This is a genomic window from Streptomyces dioscori, from assembly GCF_003024195.1.
Classification (GTDB): domain Bacteria; phylum Actinomycetota; class Actinomycetes; order Streptomycetales; family Streptomycetaceae; genus Streptomyces; species Streptomyces dioscori.
Window position 1 is genome coordinate 118,069 of the sequence record NZ_KZ679043.1, and the last position, 19,356, is coordinate 137,424.

Consider the following 19,356-nt stretch of genomic DNA (forward strand, 5'->3'; position numbering starts at 1 on the left):
CATGGCCAAGCTCGAACTCCTCCCCGCCGTCGACGTCCGTGACGGCCAGGCCGTGCGGCTCGTGCACGGCGAGTCCGGCACGGAGACCTCGTACGGTTCCCCGCTCGACGCCGCCCTCGCCTGGCAGCGGTCCGGCGCCGAGTGGCTGCACCTGGTGGACCTGGACGCCGCGTTCGGCACGGGCGACAACCGCGCGCTGATCGCCGAGGTCGCCCGCGCCATGGACATCAAGGTGGAGCTGTCCGGCGGCATCCGCGACGACGACACCCTCGCCGCCGCCCTCGCCACCGGCTGCACCCGCGTCAACCTCGGCACCGCCGCCCTGGAGACCCCCGAGTGGGTCGCCAAGGTCATCGCCGAGCACGGCGACCAGATCGCCGTCGGCCTCGACGTCCGCGGCACCACCCTGCGCGGCCGCGGCTGGACCCGCGACGGCGGCGACCTCTACGAGACGCTGGAGCGCCTCGACAAGGAGGGCTGCGCGCGGTACGTCGTCACCGACATCGCCAAGGACGGCACCCTCCAGGGCCCGAACCTGGAGCTCCTGAAGAACGTCTGCGCGGCCACCGACCGGCCCGTCGTCGCCTCCGGAGGCGTGTCCTCGCTGGACGACCTGCGCGCCATCGCCGACCTCGTCTCCCTCGGCGTCGAGGGCGCGATCGTCGGAAAGGCCCTGTACGCCAAGGCCTTCACCCTGGAAGAGGCTCTCGCGGCGGTGGCCGGATGAGCGAGCTGCGACGCGTCACGACCGGCGCCCCCTGGGAGGAGGCCTTCGGCTACTCCCGCGCGGTGGAACTCCCCAACGGCCTGGTGCTGGTCTCCGGCTGCACCTCCGTGGTGGACGGCCAGATCGCCGGCGGCGACCCGTACGAGCAGGCCGTCAACTCCTTCGAGGTCGCCCTCTCGGCCCTGGCGCAGCTCGGCCTCGGCCGCGAACACGTCGTCCGTACGCGCATGTACCTCACGCACGCCCGGGACGTGGAGGACATCGGCCGCGCCCACAAGGAGTTCTTCGACGCGGTCCGGCCGGCCGCCTCGATGATCATCGTCTCCGGCTTCGTGGACCCCGGCCTGGTGGTCGAGGTCGAGGTGGAGGCGTACCGGGAGGCGGTTCCGGGGGAGGCGTCCGCGTCATGACCCTCGCCGTACGTGTCATCCCCTGCCTGGACGTCGACAACGGCCGGGTCGTCAAGGGCGTCAACTTCCAGAACCTGCGCGACGCGGGCGACCCCGTCGAGATGGCCAAGGTGTACGACGCCGAGGGCGCCGACGAGCTGACGTTCCTGGACATCACCGCGTCCTCCGGCAACCGGGAGACCACCTACGACGTGGTGCGCCGCACCGCCGAGCAGGTGTTCATCCCGCTCACGGTGGGCGGTGGCGTACGCACCGCCGAGGACGTCGACAAACTGCTGCGGGCCGGGGCCGACAAGGTCGGCGTCAACACCGCCGCCATCGCCCGCCCCGACCTGATCCGCGAGATCGCGGAGCGCTTCGGACGGCAGGTGCTGGTCCTGTCGGTGGACGCGCGCAGGACGGCCGCCGGGACCTTCGAGGTGACCACCCACGGTGGCCGCAAGGGCACGGGCCTCGACGCCGTCGAGTGGGCGCACCAGGCCGCCGAGCTGGGCGCGGGCGAGATCCTGCTCAACTCGATGGACGCCGACGGCACCAAGGACGGCTACGACCTGGAGATGATCGGGGCGGTGCGCAAGCACGTCACCGTCCCCGTCATCGCCTCCGGCGGCGCGGGCCGGCTGGCCGACTTCGCACCGGCCGTCACCGCGGGCGCGGACGCCGTCCTGGCCGCCTCCGTCTTCCACTTCGGCGACCTGCGCATCGGCGAGGTGAAGCAGACACTCCGGGAGGCGGGACACCCTGTGCGGTGACCGCCCCGCTGACGCTGTACGGAGGGAAGCCCCGGCCGCCGAGGCCGGGGCCGACGTCTCCCTGACCGGCGAGGGCGGTCGCGGCCGGCCTACAGGCCCAGTTGCTTCGTCTCCTGGAGTTTGGTGATCGCGTCCTTGTCGCCGTCCACCTCCACGTCGGCCACGCCCTGGCGGCCGTGGGCGAAGAGGACCAGTTCGGAGGGCTCACCCGTGACCGTCACCACGGGGGTGCCCTTGTGGGCGACGACCGTCTGGCCGTCCGGGCGGCGCAGGACCAGGCCGGTGGGCGCGCCCCGGCCCATCATCCTGGCGACGCGTTCGAGCCGGGACCACAGGGCGTCCTGGAAGACCGGGTCGAGCACCCGGGGCACCCAGTCGGGCCGGGCACGGCGTACGTCCTCGGTGTGGACGTAGAACTCGATCGCGTTCGACGCCTCGTCGATCTGCTTGAGGCTGAACGGCGAGAAACGCGGCGGGCCCGTACGGATGAGCTGGATCAGCTCCTCGTACGGCTTCGCGGCGAACTCCGCCATCACCCGGTCGAGCCGAGACGCGAGCTGCTTGATCAGGAGGCCGCCGGCGGCGTCCGGGCGGCGCTCGCGCACCACGACATGGGCGGCGAGGTCACGGGTGTTCCAGCCCTCGCACAGAGTGGGGGCGTCCGGTCCCTCGGCCTCCAACAGGTCGGCGAGGAGAAGTCGTTCACGCTTCGCATGGGTCGACATGTCTGCCAGCCTACGACCGCCCCGGCGGTCCGCCCACTTCTCCCGGCCACGGATCTGCCGTCAAGGGTCCCCGTCGTGCCGTCCCTCTCAGCCAGTGGACGCCGTCCGGGCGCGTACGGCCGGCGCGGCACAATGGTCCGCATGACCAGCACGCCCACGCCCAGCAGGCCCAGCGGCCTGGACCCCGAGATCGCCGCACGCCTCAGGCGCAGCGCCGACGGGCTCGTACCCGCCATCGCCCAGCAGTACGACACCGGTGAGGTGCTGATGCTCGGCTGGATGGACGACGAGGCGCTGCATCGCACGCTGACGACCGGCCGGTGCACCTACTGGTCGCGCAGCCGCCAGGAGTACTGGGTCAAGGGCGACACCTCCGGGCACTTCCAGTGGGTCAGGTCCGTCGCGCTCGACTGCGACGCCGACACCGTGCTGGTCAAGGTCGACCAGGTGGGCGCCGCCTGCCACACCGGCGACCGCACCTGCTTCGACGCCGACGTGCTCCTCAAGGACGCCGGGAGCGCCGGGAGCACCGGGGACGGCGGGGGCGGCGGGGACGCCGATTCCGGCGTACCCGCCGTGGATCAGTAAGGTCAGCGGCCATGGACCTCGACACCTTCCGCAAGCTGGCCACCGACCGGCGTGTCATCCCCGTCAGCCGCAAGCTCCTCGCGGACGGCGACACCCCCGTCGCGCTCTACCGCAAGCTCGCCGCCGAACGCTCCGGCACCTTCCTCCTGGAGTCCGCGGAGAACGGCCGTACGTGGTCCCGCTACTCCTTCGTGGGTGTCCGCTCGGCCGCCACCCTCACCGAGCGCGACGGACAGGCGCACTGGCTGGGCACCCCGCCCGTCGGGGTCCCGGCCGACGGCGACCCCCTCGCGGCCCTGCGCGCCACCATCGAGACCCTGCACACCCCGCACGACCTCGCCGGCGGCCAGACGCTTCCGCCGTTCACCGGCGGCATGGTCGGCTACCTCGGCTACGACATCGTGCGCCGCCTGGAGAAGATCGGCCCCGGCGAGCGCGACGACCTGAAACTGCCCGAGCTGACCATGCTGCTCACCAGCGACCTCGCGGTCCTGGACCACTGGGACGGCTCGGTCCTGCTGATCGCCAACGCGATCAACCACAACGACCTCGACTCGGGCGTCGACGAGGCATATCACGACGCCGTGGCCCGCCTCGACGCCATGGAGGCGGACCTCTCCCGGCCCGTCTCGCAGCCGCCCGCCGCGCTCCCGCCGTCCGAACTCCCCGAGTACACCGCGCTGTGGGGCGGCCCCGACTACCAGGTCGCCGTCGACGACATCAAGGAGCGCATCCGGGCGGGCGAGGCCTTCCAGGTCGTCCCCTCCCAGCGCTTCGAGACGGCGTGCACGGCGAGCGCGCTGGACGTCTACCGGGTGCTGCGGGCGACCAACCCCTCCCCGTACATGTACCTCTTCCGCTTCGACGGCTTCGATGTCGTGGGGTCCTCCCCGGAGGCCCTGGTCAAGGTCGAGGACGGGCAGGCGATGGTCCACCCCATCGCGGGCACCCGGCCGCGCGGCGCCACCGTCCAGGAGGACCAGGCCCTCGCCGACGAACTGATCTCCGACCCCAAGGAACGTGCCGAGCACCTGATGCTCGTCGACCTGGGCCGCAACGACCTGGGCCGGGTCTGCGAGCCGGGCTCCGTGGAGGTCGTCGACTTCATGTCCATCGAGCGCTACTCGCACGTCATGCACATCGTGTCGACCGTCACCGGCAAGGTCGCCGAGGGGCGTACCGCCTTCGACGTACTGACCGCCTGCTTCCCCGCCGGCACGCTCTCCGGCGCCCCCAAGCCCCGCGCGATGCAGATCATCGACGAACTGGAGCCCTCGCGGCGCGGTCTGTACGGCGGCTGCGTCGGCTACCTCGACTTCGCGGGCGACTCCGACACCGCCATCGCCATCCGTACGGCCCTGCTGCGGGACGGCACGGCGTACGTGCAGGCGGGCGCCGGGGTCGTCGCCGACTCGGACCCCGTCGCCGAGGACACCGAGTGCCGCAACAAGGCGGCGGCGGTCCTGCGCGCGGTCCACACGGCCAACCGGCTCTCCTGACCGACACCCGTACGACGAGGTCGACAAGGAGACATTTGCGGGCAGTGCGACGCGGCTCACGTGTCCTCGGGTGACGGTTCGCCCGGAGTTCAGGCGATAGTGGGGTACGTGACTGCTGTACCGCACCCCCGATCCGAAGCTCCCGGACCCGCCCGCTCCGGCCGCCGAAGCCTCGCCGTCGCCCTGTTGTCCGGCGCGCTCGGCGCGGCCCTCGTGCTGCTCGCCACCCGGCGCGGCTGGTCGGGCGGCACGGCGACCGTGGCCGGCGGCGACTTCCCGCTGAGCGCCTCAGGCAGTGACGTCACGGGCGTCCCCGCCGCGCTCGCGATCGTGGCACTTGCCTCCCTCGTCGCCGTCTTCGCCGTCCGCCGGGCCGGCCGCTTCCTGGTCGCCGGCCTCCTCGCGCTCTCCGGCGCGGGCACGATCGCCTCGGCGCTCCTCGGCCTCTCCGACAGCTCCGCGCTGGACGAGAAGGCCGCGGCGGCGACCGGGGACACGGCCGCGACCGTCGGCACGATGACGCACACCGGGTGGCCGTACGTGGCCGCGGTGGGCGGTCTGCTGCTGCTCCTCGCGGGGCTGCTGGCGCTGCGGTACGGGCGGTTGTGGCCGACGATGTCGGGGCGGTACGAGCGGGACGGGACGCCTCGGGTCCGGCGGGCTCGGGCGCCCGTCGATCCCGACCGGCCGGAGGAGATCTGGAAGGCGCTGGACCGCGGCGAGGACCCTACCGGGGCGTGACCTTCTCTGTTGGGTGCGTTGTTGGGTGCGTTGTTGGGTGCGGGTCCGGTGGGGGCCGTTCGCGCCGTTCCCCGCGCCCCTGACGGAGCGGGGCTGCGCCCCGGCCCCGACGCGTTCGTCGGCTGCGGACCGGTGGGGGCTCGTCGCGCCGTTCCCCGCGCCCCTTGAAAGCGAAAAGATTGCGCCGTTCCCCGCGCCCCTGGGGGTGCCCCCTGGTGAGGGCAAAAGCTGGGGCGCAGCCCCGCTTTTCAGGGGCGCGGGGAACTGCGCGGGTGACCCCCACCGGACCCGCACCCGACGACCCGCCCGCGGCCCCGGCGCACCACCACGTACCCCCTCTCACCGCACACACGACCGTGCGGGACAATGGGAGCGAGCGTCCGGCTCATACACGTACAGCAACGAGGAGCAAGTCATGGCGGGCAGCAGCCACGGCCACACCCCGGCCGCCTGGACCGGTGTCATCATCGCCTTCATCGGTTTCTGCGTCTCCGGTGCCTTCATGGTGCTGGCCAGCCCGCTGGGCTTCTGGGCCGGCATGGTGATCGTCGTCCTCGGCGGCGTGGTCGGCATGGCGATGCGCGCGGCGGGCCTCGGCCAGCAGAAGAACGCGCACCCCACCCACCAGGTGGCGTCGGCCGAGAGCTGACCCCGGCGCACTGCCCAGGAGGCGGGTCCGGCTCGTGGAGCGCCGGGACCGCCTCCCGCCATGTGCGGCCCGCACTCCGGCGCGGCACAATACGACGCGTGAACCCCGAATCCCAGAGGGTGACGCCCGCTCCCGGGTCCGCTCCCGGATCCGCAGCCGTGGCCGCGGTACGGCGGCTCGCCGTGCCCGGCGGGATCCTCCTGGCCGTCGCCGCGGCCTTCGCGTACGTGGCGGCCGTCGACCCGAACGAACCCGGCCACTACCCCGCCTGCCCCCTGCTCCGCCACACGGGCCTGTACTGCCCCGGCTGCGGAGGACTGCGCAGCGCCCACGCCGTCGTGCACGGGGATCTCGGGGCGGCCCTGGGGGCCAACGCGCTCGCCGTGCTCGGCTATCTGGTCTTCGCCGTGCTGTGGACCGTCTGGGTGGTCCGCACGGCCCGCGGCCGCCCGATGCGCGTCGATCCCGGGCCGCCCCTGCTGTGGAGTCTGGGCGCGTTGTTGCTGGTCTTCACCGTTGTCCGGAACCTGCCGTTCGGTGGCTGGCTGCACCCTTGATCAATCAGGGAACGTCCAGGTAGTGGGACCGGCGTCAACCGGATGTGAGGCCGACGCCCTCCTCCGGATACCATCGCAGTGACCACCGGTTTCGTCCGATGCGACAGAACCCCGGTCGACAGCAGAAGCGCTTCAACCGCCACAACGCTTCAACCGCCACACCGCCTCAACCGTTCACCGTCTGGAAGGGGGCCGCTCGCGTGAGTGTGCTCGACGAGATCATCGACGGAGTCCGTGCCGACCTCGCGGAACGGCAGGCGCGCGTCAGCCTCGACGAGCTCAAGGAGCGCGCCGCGAAGGCTCAGCCTGCCAAGGACGGTGTCGCGGCCCTGCGCGGCGACGGCGTCAAGGTCATCTGCGAGGTCAAGCGCTCCAGCCCGTCCAAGGGTGCCCTCGCCGCGATCGCCGACCCCGCGGCCCTCGCCGCGGACTACGAGGCCGGCGGCGCGGCCGTCATCTCCGTGCTCACCGAGCAGCGCCGCTTCGGCGGCTCGCTCGCCGATCTGGAGGCCGTCCGCGCCCGGGTCGACATCCCGGTGCTGCGCAAGGACTTCATCGTCACGTCGTACCAGCTGTGGGAGGCCCGCGCGTACGGGGCCGACCTCGCGCTGCTCATCGTGGCCGCCCTCGACCAGCCCGCCCTGGAGTCCCTCATCGAGCGCGCCGAGTCCATCGGGCTCACCCCGCTCGTCGAGGTCCACGACGAGGACGAGATCGACCGGGCGGTGGACGCCGGGGCGAAGGTCATCGGCGTCAACGCGCGCAACCTCAAGGACCTCAAGGTCGACCGCGGCACCTTCGAGCGCATCGCGCCCGAGATCCCCGCGCACATCGTGAAGATCGCCGAGTCCGGGGTGCGCGGCCCGCACGACCTCATCGCCTACGCCAACGCGGGCGCCGACGCCGTACTGGTCGGAGAGTCCCTGGTGACCGGCCGGGACCCGAAGACGGCCGTCTCCGATCTGGTCGCCGCGGGCGCGCATCCCGCGCTGCGGCACGGACGGGGCTGACCTCTCCCGATGAGCGCCGGCCGTACCCTCGCCGCGACCCGCCGTCCGGGCTCCCGCCCCGACGGCGGTCCGGCGTGCGTCCGGCCTGGCGCCGCGGGACTCCCGGCGGCTGCCGGCCCCTACGCGCGGCTCGCCCGCGGCTGCCGTCCGCGCGGCTGCCGGGCGCCTGCGCGGCGTGTGCACGGGCGTCGGGTGCGGTATGTCATCGGCGATGAGCCGGGTCAAGTGAATGGCATGCGATGGCGTCGGCGCGTGTCACCTGCGGTGAGCTGAACCTCGGCCAAGTACCCCGCTGAAGCCCGGTTATCGACCTGCGGGCCGGTGGGGGCTGGTCGCGCAGTTCCCCGCGCCCCTTCGGGGGCGCTGCCTCAGCGAAGGTGACATGCGATCCACGTGACCCCATTCCTTCCCATCCCGGGGCCGACGCCCCTGTGAGGTATCCGCATGTCCAGCGAGTTCTTCATTCCCGATCCTGAGGGCCGGGTTCCCAGTGCCGAGGGCTACTTCGGCGCGTTCGGCGGCAAGTTCATCCCGGAGGCGCTGGTCGCCGCCGTGGACGAGGTCGCCGTCGAGTACGACAAGGCCAAGTCCGACCCCGAGTTCGCCCGGGAACTGGACGACCTGCTCGTCCACTACACCGGCCGGCCCAGCTCCCTCACCGAGGTCGAGCGGTTCGCCGAGCACGCCGGGGGCGCCCGGATCTTCCTGAAGCGGGAAGACCTCAACCACACCGGCTCCCACAAGATCAACAATGTGCTCGGCCAGGCCCTGCTCACCCGGCGCATGGGCAAGACCCGTGTCATCGCCGAGACCGGCGCGGGCCAGCACGGTGTCGCCACGGCCACCGCCTGCGCGCTGTTCGGCCTCGAATGCACCATCTACATGGGTGAGATCGACACCGAACGCCAGGCCCTGAACGTTGCCCGGATGCGCATGCTCGGCGCCGAGGTCATCGCCGTGAAGTCCGGCAGCCGCACGCTGAAGGACGCCATCAACGAGGCCTTCCGCGACTGGGTCGCCAACGTCGACCGCACCCACTACCTGTTCGGCACGGTCGCCGGACCGCACCCCTTCCCGGCGATGGTCCGCGACTTCCACCGTGTCATCGGCGTCGAGGCCCGCCGCCAGATCCTGGAGCGCGCGGGCCGCCTCCCCGACGCGGCGATCGCCTGCGTCGGCGGCGGCTCGAACGCCATCGGCCTCTTCCACGCCTTCATCCCCGACGCGGACGTACGCCTCGTCGGCTGCGAGCCAGCCGGACACGGCATCGAGACCGGCGAGCACGCGGCCACCCTGACGGCCGGCGAACCGGGCATCCTGCACGGCTCCCGCAGTTACGTCCTCCAGGACGAGGAGGGCCAGATCACCGAGCCCTACTCGATCTCGGCCGGACTCGACTACCCGGGCATCGGCCCCGAGCACGCCTACCTCAAGGACAGCGGCCGGGGCGAGTACCGTGCCGTCACCGACGACGCTGCCATGCAGGCCCTGCGTCTGCTGTCCCGCACCGAGGGCATCATCCCGGCGATCGAGAGCGCCCACGCGCTCGCCGGCGCCCTGGAGGTCGGCAGGGAACTCGGCCCCGACGGGCTGATCGTCGTCAACCTCTCGGGCCGCGGCGACAAGGACATGGACACGGCCGCGCGCTACTTCGGCCTGTACGACGAGGGCGCCGACGCCGTCGTCGAGGCGGACGCCGACAGCGACACCGCGGAGATCGAGGGGGACGTCAAGTGAGCGGCAACGTACAGCTGTTGAGTGACACCCTCGCCGGGGCCAAGGCGGCAGGCCGGTCCGCGCTGATCGCGTACCTGCCGGCCGGCTTTCCGACCGTGGACGGCGGTATCGCGGCGATCAAGGCCGTCTTCGAGGGGGGCGCGGACGTCGTCGAGGTCGGGCTGCCGCACAGCGACCCGGTCCTGGACGGACCCGTCATCCAGACCGCCGACGACATCGCCCTGCGCGGCGGTGTCAAGATCGCCGACGTGATGCGCACGGTCCGCGAGGCGTACGAGGCGACCGGCAAGCCCGTCCTCGTGATGACGTACTGGAACCCCATCGACCGCTACGGCGTCGAGCGTTTCACCGCCGAGCTGGCCGAGGCGGGCGGCGCCGGGTGCATCCTGCCCGACCTGCCCGTCCAGGAGTCGGCGCTGTGGAGGGAGCACGCGGAGAAGCACGGCCTCGCGACCGTCTTCGTCGTCGCGCCCAGCAGCAAGGACGCCCGCCTCGCCGACATCACCGCGGCCGGTTCCGGCTTCGTGTACGCGGCCTCGCTGATGGGCGTCACCGGTACCCGCGCGTCCGTGGGCGCCCAGGCGCAGGAACTCGTCCGGCGCACCAAGGCCACCACCGACCTCCCGGTCTGTGTCGGCCTCGGCGTCTCGAACGCCGTACAGGCACGCGAGGTCGCCGGCTTCGCCGACGGCGTCATCGTCGGATCGGCCTTCGTGAAGCTGATGCTGGACGCCCCCGACGAGAGGGCGGGCCTGGACGCGGTACGCGCGCTCGCCGCCGACCTCGCCGAGGGCGTACGCGGCGCGGTGTAGCCACACGATGTGATGAACGGTTTGCTCACTCGAACGGGTGGACCTGGGGCCGGGGAGGCGCGGTGCGCCTCCCCGGTTCGTTCTGCGGGATGTGAGCGAGAAGAACCGTGAGGGAAAGCGCACCGCCCGCGAGCGGCTGGCGGAAGAGCGAGACAAGCAGAAGAAGTCCGACAAGCGCCGCCGGGTGCTGGTCGTGGGCGGCGCGATCGTCTGCGTACTGGCCCTGGCCGGGGTGGTCGGCGTCCTCGCCGCGAACTCGGGCGACGACAAGGCGGACACCGAGGCGGGCCCGCTGACGGCTCCCTCGGGGGCGAACGGCGACGACAGCCTCGCCATCCCCGTCGGCAAGGAGAGCGCGAGGTCGACCCTCACCGTGTGGGAGGACTTCCGCTGCCCGGCCTGCAAGAGCTTCGAGGACGGGTACCGCTCGACGGTCCATGAGCTGACGGAGTCCGGACAGCTGAAGGTCGAGTACCACCTGGCGACCCTGATCGACGGGAACATGCGGGGCAGCGGCTCCCTGCGCGCCGCCAACGCCGCCGCGTGCGCCCAGGACGCCGGGAAGTTCCCCGCGTACCACGACGTGCTGTTCGAGAACCAGCCCGCCGAGACGGACGACGCGTACGCGAAGAACAGCAAGCTGATCGAGCTGGCCGGCAAGGTCGACGGACTCACCACCGGCACGTTCGAGAAGTGCGTCGAGGGCGGCACGCACGACAGCTGGGTCGCCAAGTCCCACCAGGCCTTCCAGGGCGGCGGCTTCAGCGGCACCCCGACGGTCCTGCTGAACGGGAAGAACATCTACCAGGACCAGACGATGACCCCGGCCAAGCTCAAGCAGCTGGTGCAGCAGGCCGACAAGGCGTGAGCCCGGAGCGGGGCCCTCCGCCGGACAGGGTCCCGCCCGGTCTCGTTATGGACCCGTAGCCCGAGCGGGTTGCCGTACGTGCCGCCCGGCAGGGTAGCGTCGACCCCGCCATGGAATTTGCCTATATCCCCAGTCCTTCGCGCGGTGTGCTGCACCTCGGCCCCATTCCGCTGCGTGGCTACGCGTTCTGCATCATCATCGGCGTCTTCGTAGCCGTCTGGCTCGGCAACAAGCGCTGGGTCGCGCGCGGGGGCCGGCCAGGCACCGTGGCGGACATCGCCGTGTGGGCCGTGCCGTTCGGCCTCGTCGGCGGGCGTTTGTACCACGTCATCACCGACTACCAGCTGTACTTCAGCGAGGGTCAGGACTGGGTCGACGCCTTCAAGATCTGGGAGGGCGGCCTCGGTATCTGGGGGGCCATCGCGTTCGGCGCGGTGGGTGCCTGGATCGGCTGCCGCCGCCGTGGCATCCCGCTGCCGGCCTGGGCCGACGCCCTCGCCCCCGGCATCGCCCTCGCGCAGGCCATCGGCCGCTGGGGCAACTGGTTCAACCAGGAGCTGTACGGGCGCGAGACCGATCTGCCCTGGGCGCTGCACATCACGTCCGTGACGGACGGCCGCGAGCCCGGCTACTACCACCCGACGTTCCTGTACGAGTCGCTGTGGTGCATCGGTGTCGCGGTCCTCGTCATCTGGGCCGACCGGCGCTTCAAGCTCGGCCACGGCCGCGCCTTCGCGCTGTACGTCGCCGCGTACTGCGTAGGCCGCTTCTGGATCGAGTACATGCGTGTCGACGAGGCCCACCACTTCCTGGGACTCCGTCTGAACGGCTGGACCTCGATCGTCGTCTTCGTCCTCGCCGTGCTCTACATCGTGCTGTCGGCGCGACGCAGGCCGGGCCGCGAGGAGGTCGTCGAACCGGCCGCCCCGGACGACGACACGGACGAGGACGGCGCCGCGGTGGACCTGGACAAGAAGTCCGGGGACGAGAAGTCCGAGGACGGCGCCGAGGCAGAGCCCGCCGACTCGGCCGAGGAGAAGCAAAAGACCAAGGTGGACGTTAAGGCGGAAGCCACGGACGAAGCCGAGGCAGCGGACAAGACAGCGGACAAGGTGGAGGAGAAGGACGAGGCCGGGTCGGCCAAGAAGTCCTGACCTCCGCGGGTACGTGGAAGGGGGCGCCCCGAGTTACGGGGGCGCCCCCTTCCACGTACCCGGCGGTCTTCAGAGGCGGCGGGCCAGCGCCAGTGTGCGGTGTGCCCCCGCCACCACCGCCGTGTCGATGAAGCGGCCGTCGGGGAGGGCCTGGGCGCCGGGGTGGGTGGCCGCCGCACCGAGGATCGTCTCGGCCGTTTCGATCTCCTCCGGGGTCGGGAGGTAGGCGGCCTCGATCACCGGGAGCTGACGGGGGTGGATGGCCGCGCGGCCGAAGAAGCCCAGGTCACGGCCGTGGGCGCAGGACGCGGCCAGGCCCGCGAGGTCGCGTACGTCGGGGTGGACGGACTGGGGCGGTGGGGCGAGGCCCGCCGCGCGGGCGGCCACGACGACTCGGGAGCGCGGCCAGTCGAGGCCCGCGTCGGCACGTACGCCCAGGTCGGCCCGTAGATCGGTCTCACCGAGCGCGATGCCGTGCAGGGCGGGATGGGCCGTGGCGATGGCGAAGGCGTGCTCGACGGCCAGGGCCGATTCCAGGAGGGCGTACAGAGGGAGGCCCGGGACGAGTTCCGTCGTACGCAGGATCTCGGTGGGGGAGGAGACCTTCGGCAGGCGCAGGCCCGCGAGGGTGCCGAGCGCGGCCGGGGTGCGCAGGGCGTGCAGGTCGGCGGTGTACTCCGGGCCGTCCAGGGCGTTGACGCGGACGTGCACCGGGACCGGGGGCGGCTCGGTGAGGAGGTCGGCGGTGGCGGCGCGGGCGTACTCCTTGCGGTCGGGGGCGACCGCGTCCTCCAGGTCCACGACGACCACGTCGGCCCCGGCGGCCAGCGCCTTCGTCACCGTGTCGGGGCGGTCGCCGGGGACGTACAGCCAGGTGAGCGGGGCCTCTGTCCTGACCTGTGTGGTCACAGGGCGCCCTCCGCCCGGAGCTTGCCGATCTCGTCGTCGGTCAGGCCGAGTTCGGTGAGGACCGCGTCCGTGTCGGCGCCGTGCGGGCGGCCGGCCCAGCGGATTCCGCCGGGGGTGTCGGTGAGGCGGAAGAGGACGTTCTGCATGCGCAGCGGGCCGAGTTCGGGATCGTCGACGGTGGTGATCGAGTCGAGGGCCGTGTACTGCGGGTCCTCCATGACGTCGCGTACGTCCTGGACGGGGGCCACCGCCGCCTCCGCCTTCTCGAAGGCGTCGATGACGTCGGCGCGGGTGTGCCGGGCGATCCACGAGCCGACCGCCTCGTCGAGGACGTCGTTGTGGCGGGCCCGGTCCGCGCCCGTCGCGAACCACGGTTCGGTGATCAGTTCGGGGCGGCCGACCAGGCGCATCACGCGTTCCGCGACCGACTGGGCCGAGGTGGAGACGGCGACCCAGGTGCCGTCGGCGGTGCGGTAGGTGTTGCGCGGCGCGTTGTTCTGCGAGCGGTTGCCGGTACGGGCCTGGATGTGGCCCAACTGGTCGTACCAGAGCGGCTGCGGGCCCAGCACCGTGAGGATCGGTTCGATGATCGCCATGTCCACGACCTGCCCGCGGCCCGTGCGGTCGCGCGCCGCCAGGGCCGTCATCACCGCGTACGCCGTGGCCAGGCCCGCGATCGAGTCGGCGAGGCCGAAGGGCGGCAGGACCGGCGGGGCGTCGGGTTCACCGGTGATCGCGGCGAACCCGCTCATCGCCTCGGCGAGCGTGCCGAAGCCGGGGCGGCGGGAGTACGGCCCGAACTGGCCGAAGCCGGTGACCCGGGCGAGGACGAGACGGGGGTTCGCCGCTGACAGCTCCTCCCAGCCGAGGTCCCACTTCTCCAGCGTGCCCGGCCGGAAGTTCTCGATGATCACGTCGGTGGAGGCCGCGAGGCGCAGCAGGGTGTCGCGTCCGCCGTACGTGGAGAGGTCCAGGGTCATCGTGCGTTTGTTGCGGCCGAGGAGTTTCCACCAGAGGCCGATGCCGTCCTTCGACGGGCCGTGGCCGCGGGACGGATCCGGTCTGCGGGGGTGCTCGACCTTGACGACCTCCGCGCCGAAGTCGCCGAGCATCGTCGCGGCGAGGGGGCCGGCGAAGAGGGTGGCCAGGTCGAGGACGCGGAGGCCGTCGAGGGGCGCCGCCGGGGTGGTCGGGGTGATCGCACCGGGCATGGTGGGGGTCATGGGTGTGGGGCCTCCGGAGGGCTGGGGCTGGTGGCCGGGCGGGCGGTCAGGCGGGCGGTCAGTTCGGCGAGGGTGTCGAAGCCCGTTCCGTCGAAGTCGCCGATGCTCGTGGCCAGGCGGTTCTTGAGGGGAGTCGTCCAGCGGGCCGGGAGCGCCTCGGGGCTGCCCGCGAGCAGACCCGCGATCGAACCGGCCGTCGCGCCGTTCGAGTCGGTGTCCCAACCGCCCGACACCGCACGGCAGATGGACGCCGTGAAGTCGCCGTCCGCGTGGGTGAGGGCGGCGGCGATCAGGGCCGTGTTGGGGACGGCGTGGACCCAGTGGTACGCGGAGTGGGTGGCGTGCAGTTCGTCCACGACGTGGTCGAAGTCCTGGTGCTGCCCGGCTAGTTGGATTGCCTGGCGGACCGCGTCTGCGAGGCGTGAGTCCGGGGGGACGACCGTGAGGCCCGTACGGAGGCAGGTGTGGATGTCGCTCGTGCCGGTGGCCGCTTCCGCGATGACGGCCGCCGTGAACATCGCCGCGTAGACCCCGTTGGCCGTGTGGGTGAGGACCGCGTCCCGGTGCGCCTGCTCCGCGGCGGTGGCGGGGGCGCCGGGGTTGGTCCAGCCGTGGACGTCCGCGCGGATCAGGGCGCCGATCCACTCGCGGAACGGGTTGCGGTGGCGGGCCGTGTGCGGGGGTTCGACGCCGTCGAGGAGGTTGCGGTAGGCGACGCGTTCCGCCGTGAACGTACGGCCCGCGGGGAGTTCGTCCAGCCAGAGGCGGGCCACGTCCGTGGTGGTGAAGTGTCTGCCGTGGCGTCGGAGAAGGAGGAGGTTCAGGAGGGGGTAGTTGAGGTCGTCGTCCTCCGGCATGCCGTCGATGTTCTCGGCGAGGGAGGTGGGGGCGGAGCGGCGGTTCCAGGGGTATTTCGCTTTGAGCTCGGGTGTCAGGCCGTGCTCTGTGAACCAGGTGGTGAGGGGCCAGTTGCCGGTCGCTTCGGCGAGTTGGCGGATGCCTTTCAGGGGGAGCTTCTCCACCGGTTTGCCCAGGAGGCAGCCGGCTGCTCTGCCCAGCCAGGCGGCTTGCAGGGCTGTTTCTTCCCCAGACCCGCCCCTTCCCGAAAGCGGGGGCTCCGCCCCCACGCCCCCCGGTGACTTGCTGAGGTCCGCCGTCTCTGCTGTGCCCACCCGTTCCGCCCTTGCGGAACGCCTGCCCACAGCTGTGGCGGGGCAGAGGGCACGGATGCCGGCGAGGTCGGTCGGCTCTTTGTCCGCCAACCTGCTTGGCAGGTCTGCCAGTTCGTCCAGGAGGTCCTGGGCCAGGGCTCGTAGGTAGGGGGAGGCCGGTTGGGGGGAGGCGCCTGCCCGGCGGGGGGAGTCGGGGCCGCCCGCTCTGAGCCAGCGGGCCGCGATCGCCCCGGGACTGCGGCCGTCCTCCTCCGCCTGGCGCAGTTCGTGGCCCAGGAGGTCCTCCGGCTGGACCCAGGTCAGGCGCAGCGGGGTCGGACGAGGAAGTGTCATGACAGCTCCGCGTACGCCGTCTCGTGGGCGCGGCGGCGGGTGACGTCCCGCGCGAAGATCTCCTGGGTCACCTTGGTGAGGGTTCGCGCGGGGGCCTTCAGGTCCAGGCGGCTGGCCTCCGTGACCGTCTTGGCCCAGTCGGACGGGATCTCCGCGCCCAGGGCGCCCGCGAGAGCGCCGGACATCGTCGCGATGGAGTCGCAGTCCCGGCCGTAGTTCACCGAACCCAGCACCGCGTGCCGGTAGTCGCCGCCGGAGACCAGCAACATCGCCAGTGCCACCGGCAGTTCCTCGATGGAGTGGATGCGGGACGGGCGGCGGGCGGCGAGGGAGGGATTGCGGTAGTCCGGGCCGACCGTGTCGTACGGGGCGACCGCCTCCCGCAGCGGACGCAGCGCCGACTCGAAGTCCGAGTACCGCGTGGCCGTGTCGCAGACCGTCTCGATCGCGGCCCGCGTGCCGTCCTTCGCCACGGCCAGGCAGGCCTCGACCACCGAGGCCGGGGTCGCGCCGGGGATGCAGGCCGCCGCCACGGCCGCCGCGAAGACACCGGCCGCCTCACGCCCGTACGACGACTGGTGGGCGCCCGCGATGTCGAGGGCCTCGGCGTACGCGCCCGCCGGGTTCGCCGCGTTGACCAGGCCGACCGGCGCCATGTACATCGCGGCCCCGCAGTTGACGATGTTGCCGGTGCCGGCCTCGCGCGGGTCCACATGGCCGTAGTGGATCCGCGCCACCAGCCACTTCTCGGCGAGGAAGATCCGCTGGAGGGGGAGGGCGTCCGCTTCGAGTTCCGGGATCCAGCGGGGCGTCGTCATCAGGTCGGGCACCAGGTGCCGGGCGACGGCGTACGCGTCCAGGTGGTCGCGGACCGTCGCGTAGACCCGTACCAGCGCGTGCGTCATCAAGGTGTCGTCGGTGACGTGTCCGTCGCCCTTGTGGTACGGGGCGACGGGGCGTGCCGTGCGCCAGTCGTCGCCGTGCCAGGGGCCGACGATGCCGTGGACGCGTCCGCCGTGCCGTTCGACGATCTGCTCGGGGGACCAGCCCTCCACGGGGCCGCCGAGCGCGTCGCCGACGGCGGCTCCGACGAGGGCTCCGGTGATCCGTTCGTCGAGGGCCGCTGTTCCTGTCACGGCTCCTACATTCGTACCTGTTTCATGCGTTTTGGGGTTCATGGCGCGCATCATCCCTCCGGGAGGGCCAGTTCCGTCGCTTCCAGCAGATCGGCGAGTCCGATGAGGTCCGTGCCGGTCAGGCGCGGCAGCGTGCAGCCGGAGAGGGTGCGGCAGGCGTCGCGCCAGGCCGCGGGGACGGCCGTGCCGCCGCCGAGTGCGCCGGTCAGCGCGCCTGCGAGGGCCGGGGCCGAGTCCGCGACCCGGGACAGACACGCCGCCGCCGGGACCGCCTCCGCGATCCGGCCGCGGGCGGCGACGGCCAGTGCGAGGGCTACCGGGACGGTCTCGGCGGCGGCGATGCCGTAGCTGTAGACGTGGTCGACGATCTGGTGTTCCAGGAGGGGCACGAGACCGAAGGCGCCGTCCCCGTTCGCGCGGGTGTCGGCTGCGAGTGCCAGGGCGTGGCGGGCGTTGCGGCCGATCTCCGTGGCCTCGGGGAGTTCGGCGAGGGCCGCTGCCGCGCAGGTGTCCACGTCGGCGCCGCCCAGTGCGAGTGCGACGGCCGCGGCCATCGCGCGGGCGCCGTGCACGCCGTCGCCGTCCTGGGTGTAGCGGGCGTCGAACTCGGCGAGGTCCGCGGCGGAGCGGGGGTCTCCGGCGTGGGCGACCGCCAGGACGCAGGCCCGTACGCAGGCCGCGTCGTCGAAGTAGTGGGGGTTGTCGTGGCCCGAGGCGGGTGGGCGCAGGCCGTTGGCGAGGTTGCCGAGGCCCGCTCGTACGGAGATGCGGGCGCGCAGGGGGAGTACCGCCGACTCGACCTCGGGGGCGCGGTCCGCGGCGGCGGCGACCTCGCTGGCGATCGCGTTCCAGGAGAGGTCGATCGCTGCGCGCATGCGGCGGTCTCGGGTGAGGTCGCCCAGGGCGGCGGCGTCCGCGGCGCGTAGGACCGCCTCGGCGGCGAAGGCCGCCCATTCGGCGTCGTCCGAGGGGCCGAGGCGGAGGGGTTCGGGGGGTTGGTTGAGGGCGATGGGGACGGGGAGGGTGGTGGTGGCGTTCTGTTCGGCGAAGGTGTCCAGTTCGCGGGTGAGGCGTCTTGTCCATTCGGGCATGCGGGTTGCTCTGTGCCGTGCCGCCGGCCAGCCGGCGGCGTCGCCGGCCGCGAGGCCGAGTAGGAGGCCCTCGATTCGACGGGGCGAGGTGTGTGGGTGCGGGGGCGTTGTGGCTGGTCGCGCAGTTCCTCGCGCCCCTAGGAGGGCTGGCGCTGAAAGGTCGCACCCCGCGGGGTGCGCCTCTGCAAGGGCTGCCCCCGCGGGGTGGGTCTCTGGGCGGTGTGGGGTGGTCATTGGGTGGGCTCCGGTGGGGTCAGTAGGTCTGCTACGTCCAGGACGTGGTGGCCCTGCATCGAGGGGAGGCAGGTGCCCTTCGCGGGGCCGATCGCCGCTGCCCAGGCGGGCGGGATCGCGGCGGCGCCGCGCGTGGCGCCGGCCAGGGCGCCCGCCACCGCCGCCGTCGTGTCGGCGTCGCGGCCCATGTTGACCGCGGTGAGGACGGCCTCCTCGAAGTCGCCGTCGGCCGCCGCGTACGCGCCGAAGGCCAGGGCGACGGCCTCGGGGGCGAGGTCCGTCCAGGGGTAGCCGCCGATGACGACCGCCGAGCGGACCGCGCGTTCGCCGCGGTGTGCGCAGGCCACCGCCCTGCGCAGGGAGCGGGCCGTCCAGGAGTCGTCGGGGACGACCGCGAGGGCGGAGGCGACGACGACGATCGTGGGGGCGCCCGCCATCGCCGCGGCGACACCCGCCGCGACGGCCTGGCCGCCGTAGATGCCCTCGCCGTCGTGGCTCACGGAACCGTCGATCGCCACCAGCCGCGCCGCCTCCGCGGGGCGGCCCGCCGCGAAGACCCCGAAGGGTGCCGCCCGCATGGCGAGGCCGTCGCTCCAGGCGTGCCGGTGCTGGGCGGAGATGGGGGCGGCGAGCCCCCGGCGCAGGTTCTCCAGGGTGCCTCGTTCGCTGAAGCCCGCGCCCCGGAACGGCCCCTCGTCGCGGTCCGCGATCCACTGGTGCCAGGCGGCCTCCACATGGGCGACCGTGAGCGCCGAGCCGTGCCGGGCGAGCAGCAGACCCGAGAAGATCGCGTACTCCGTGTCGTCCGTACCGGACGGCGTCTCGGCCACGTATCCCGTGATGCGGCCCCAGCGCGCGCGGATCTCGGACGGTTTCATGTTCTCGGCCGGTGCCCCCAGCGCGTCCCCCACGGCGAGTCCCAGCAGTGCTCCGCGCGCACGGTCACGGAGGGCGGTGGCGCCCCTGTCCTCGGGCGCCGGTACCGGCGGAACGCAGGCGATCGATGCCATGGCGGACCCTCTCCGTCGC

21 protein-coding genes are annotated in these 19,356 nt (G+C 72.6%); 14 read left to right on the forward strand and 7 right to left on the reverse strand.

Going from position 1 to position 19,356, the window contains the following annotated elements; all coding sequences use genetic code 11:
- The first annotated feature begins 1 nt into the window (after nt 1).
- From priA to hisF, 3 genes are read left to right on the forward strand one after another with little or no spacing between them, the layout of a single operon-like run.
- Nucleotides 2-727 (forward strand): bifunctional 1-(5-phosphoribosyl)-5-((5-phosphoribosylamino)methylideneamino)imidazole-4-carboxamide isomerase/phosphoribosylanthranilate isomerase PriA, encoded by a 726-nt coding sequence (gene priA / locus C6Y14_RS16845; RefSeq protein ID WP_107017518.1) that lies wholly within the window; start codon nt 2-4, stop codon nt 725-727.
- Entirely contained in the window at nt 724-1,137 is a 414-nt protein-coding gene (locus C6Y14_RS16850; RefSeq protein ID WP_107017519.1) for a RidA family protein, read from the forward strand. The genes priA and C6Y14_RS16850 overlap by 4 nt, the downstream gene beginning before the upstream one ends.
- The gene (gene hisF / locus C6Y14_RS16855; RefSeq protein WP_107017520.1) at nt 1,134-1,889 is read left to right on the forward strand and encodes an imidazole glycerol phosphate synthase subunit HisF; all 756 of its coding nucleotides are present in this window, start codon (nt 1,134-1,136) and stop codon (nt 1,887-1,889) included. The genes C6Y14_RS16850 and hisF overlap by 4 nt, the downstream gene beginning before the upstream one ends.
- An 89-nt stretch (nt 1,890-1,978) precedes the next feature.
- Here the strand turns inward: hisF and C6Y14_RS16860 are convergent, their stop codons facing one another.
- A complete protein-coding gene (locus tag C6Y14_RS16860; RefSeq protein ID WP_107017521.1) occupies nt 1,979-2,614 on the reverse strand; it encodes a TIGR03085 family metal-binding protein in 636 nt (211 codons plus the stop codon).
- A gap of 141 nt (nt 2,615-2,755) precedes the next feature.
- Here C6Y14_RS16860 and hisI point away from each other — a divergent pair, with 141 nt between their 5' ends.
- The 11 genes from hisI (at nt 2,756) to lgt (ending at nt 12,229) form a co-directional block, all read left to right on the forward strand.
- Nucleotides 2,756-3,202 (forward strand): phosphoribosyl-AMP cyclohydrolase, encoded by a 447-nt coding sequence (gene hisI / locus C6Y14_RS16865; protein WP_225891130.1) that lies wholly within the window; start codon nt 2,756-2,758, stop codon nt 3,200-3,202.
- 11 nt (nt 3,203-3,213) lie between these two features.
- On the forward strand, nt 3,214-4,701 hold the full coding sequence (locus tag C6Y14_RS16870; RefSeq protein ID WP_107017522.1) for an anthranilate synthase component I: 1,488 nt from the start codon (nt 3,214-3,216) through the stop codon (nt 4,699-4,701).
- Between the two features lie 99 nt (nt 4,702-4,800).
- The gene (locus tag C6Y14_RS16875; protein WP_199854761.1) at nt 4,801-5,442 is read left to right on the forward strand and encodes a TIGR02234 family membrane protein; all 642 of its coding nucleotides are present in this window, start codon (nt 4,801-4,803) and stop codon (nt 5,440-5,442) included.
- 415 nt (nt 5,443-5,857) lie between these two features.
- Complete coding sequence (locus C6Y14_RS16880; RefSeq protein WP_107017523.1) at nt 5,858-6,091, forward strand: HGxxPAAW family protein; 234 nt, start codon at nt 5,858-5,860, stop codon at nt 6,089-6,091.
- Between the two features lie 89 nt (nt 6,092-6,180).
- A complete protein-coding gene (locus tag C6Y14_RS16885) occupies nt 6,181-6,648 on the forward strand; it encodes a DUF2752 domain-containing protein (RefSeq protein WP_107017813.1) in 468 nt (155 codons plus the stop codon).
- 200 nt (nt 6,649-6,848) lie between these two features.
- The gene (gene trpC / locus C6Y14_RS16890; protein WP_107017524.1) at nt 6,849-7,658 is read left to right on the forward strand and encodes an indole-3-glycerol phosphate synthase TrpC; all 810 of its coding nucleotides are present in this window, start codon (nt 6,849-6,851) and stop codon (nt 7,656-7,658) included.
- A gap of 9 nt (nt 7,659-7,667) precedes the next feature.
- Nucleotides 7,668-7,931, forward strand: coding sequence for a tryptophan biosynthesis modulator TrpM (gene trpM / locus C6Y14_RS45040; RefSeq protein WP_107017525.1), 264 nt, complete (start codon nt 7,668-7,670; stop codon nt 7,929-7,931).
- Between the two features lie 171 nt (nt 7,932-8,102).
- Nucleotides 8,103-9,395 (forward strand): tryptophan synthase subunit beta, encoded by a 1,293-nt coding sequence (trpB, locus tag C6Y14_RS16900; protein WP_107017526.1) that lies wholly within the window; start codon nt 8,103-8,105, stop codon nt 9,393-9,395.
- The gene (gene trpA, locus C6Y14_RS16905) at nt 9,392-10,207 is read left to right on the forward strand and encodes a tryptophan synthase subunit alpha (RefSeq protein ID WP_107017527.1); all 816 of its coding nucleotides are present in this window, start codon (nt 9,392-9,394) and stop codon (nt 10,205-10,207) included. Before trpB ends, trpA begins: the two co-directional genes overlap by 4 nt.
- Nucleotides 10,208-10,298: 91 nt before the next feature.
- Nucleotides 10,299-11,075 (forward strand): DsbA family protein, encoded by a 777-nt coding sequence (locus C6Y14_RS16910; RefSeq protein WP_107017528.1) that lies wholly within the window; start codon nt 10,299-10,301, stop codon nt 11,073-11,075.
- Between the two features lie 110 nt (nt 11,076-11,185).
- Nucleotides 11,186-12,229, forward strand: coding sequence for a prolipoprotein diacylglyceryl transferase (lgt, locus tag C6Y14_RS16915; protein ID WP_107017529.1), 1,044 nt, complete (start codon nt 11,186-11,188; stop codon nt 12,227-12,229).
- A 69-nt stretch (nt 12,230-12,298) separates the two neighbouring features.
- On the opposite strand, the gene C6Y14_RS16920 is transcribed toward lgt, so the two are convergent.
- From C6Y14_RS16920 to C6Y14_RS16945, 6 genes are read right to left on the reverse strand one after another with little or no spacing between them, the layout of a single operon-like run.
- Complete coding sequence (locus tag C6Y14_RS16920) at nt 12,299-13,138, reverse strand: HpcH/HpaI aldolase/citrate lyase family protein (protein WP_107017530.1); 840 nt, start codon at nt 13,136-13,138, stop codon at nt 12,299-12,301.
- Nucleotides 13,135-14,361: a CaiB/BaiF CoA transferase family protein gene (locus tag C6Y14_RS16925; protein WP_225891131.1), complete on the reverse strand. Its 1,227-nt coding sequence runs from the start codon at nt 14,359-14,361 to the stop codon at nt 13,135-13,137. Before C6Y14_RS16925 ends, C6Y14_RS16920 begins: the two co-directional genes overlap by 4 nt.
- Nucleotides 14,358-15,866, reverse strand: coding sequence for an ADP-ribosylglycohydrolase family protein (locus C6Y14_RS16930; protein WP_107017531.1), 1,509 nt, complete (start codon nt 15,864-15,866; stop codon nt 14,358-14,360). The genes C6Y14_RS16925 and C6Y14_RS16930 overlap by 4 nt, the downstream gene beginning before the upstream one ends.
- The gene (locus C6Y14_RS16935) at nt 15,863-17,044 is read right to left on the reverse strand and encodes an ADP-ribosylglycohydrolase family protein (RefSeq protein WP_107017815.1); all 1,182 of its coding nucleotides are present in this window, start codon (nt 17,042-17,044) and stop codon (nt 15,863-15,865) included. The genes C6Y14_RS16930 and C6Y14_RS16935 overlap by 4 nt, the downstream gene beginning before the upstream one ends.
- An 8-nt stretch (nt 17,045-17,052) precedes the next feature.
- The gene (locus C6Y14_RS16940; RefSeq protein ID WP_107017532.1) at nt 17,053-18,327 is read right to left on the reverse strand and encodes an ADP-ribosylglycohydrolase family protein; all 1,275 of its coding nucleotides are present in this window, start codon (nt 18,325-18,327) and stop codon (nt 17,053-17,055) included.
- Nucleotides 18,324-19,337, reverse strand: coding sequence for an ADP-ribosylglycohydrolase family protein (locus C6Y14_RS16945; RefSeq protein WP_107017533.1), 1,014 nt, complete (start codon nt 19,335-19,337; stop codon nt 18,324-18,326). The genes C6Y14_RS16940 and C6Y14_RS16945 overlap by 4 nt, the downstream gene beginning before the upstream one ends.
- Nucleotides 19,338-19,356 lie beyond the last annotated feature (19 nt).

Coding starts and splice junctions, on each gene's coding strand:
- priA (WP_107017518.1), top strand. CDS start 2: ATGGCCAAGCTCGAACTCCTCCCCGCCGTCGACGTCCGTGACGGCCAG.
- C6Y14_RS16850 (WP_107017519.1), top strand. CDS start 724: ATGAGCGAGCTGCGACGCGTCACGACCGGCGCCCCCTGGGAGGAGGCC.
- hisF (WP_107017520.1), top strand. CDS start 1,134: ATGACCCTCGCCGTACGTGTCATCCCCTGCCTGGACGTCGACAACGGC.
- C6Y14_RS16860 (WP_107017521.1), bottom strand. CDS start 2,614: ATGTCGACCCATGCGAAGCGTGAACGACTTCTCCTCGCCGACCTGTTG.
- hisI (WP_225891130.1), top strand. CDS start 2,756: ATGACCAGCACGCCCACGCCCAGCAGGCCCAGCGGCCTGGACCCCGAG.
- C6Y14_RS16870 (WP_107017522.1), top strand. CDS start 3,214: ATGGACCTCGACACCTTCCGCAAGCTGGCCACCGACCGGCGTGTCATC.
- C6Y14_RS16880 (WP_107017523.1), top strand. CDS start 5,858: ATGGCGGGCAGCAGCCACGGCCACACCCCGGCCGCCTGGACCGGTGTC.
- trpM (WP_107017525.1), top strand. CDS start 7,668: ATGAGCGCCGGCCGTACCCTCGCCGCGACCCGCCGTCCGGGCTCCCGC.
- trpB (WP_107017526.1), top strand. CDS start 8,103: ATGTCCAGCGAGTTCTTCATTCCCGATCCTGAGGGCCGGGTTCCCAGT.
- lgt (WP_107017529.1), top strand. CDS start 11,186: ATGGAATTTGCCTATATCCCCAGTCCTTCGCGCGGTGTGCTGCACCTC.
- C6Y14_RS16925 (WP_225891131.1), bottom strand. CDS start 14,361: ATGACCCCCACCATGCCCGGTGCGATCACCCCGACCACCCCGGCGGCG.
- C6Y14_RS16930 (WP_107017531.1), bottom strand. CDS start 15,866: ATGACACTTCCTCGTCCGACCCCGCTGCGCCTGACCTGGGTCCAGCCG.
- C6Y14_RS16935 (WP_107017815.1), bottom strand. CDS start 17,044: ATGAACCCCAAAACGCATGAAACAGGTACGAATGTAGGAGCCGTGACA.
- C6Y14_RS16940 (WP_107017532.1), bottom strand. CDS start 18,327: ATGACCACCCCACACCGCCCAGAGACCCACCCCGCGGGGGCAGCCCTT.
- C6Y14_RS16945 (WP_107017533.1), bottom strand. CDS start 19,337: ATGGCATCGATCGCCTGCGTTCCGCCGGTACCGGCGCCCGAGGACAGG.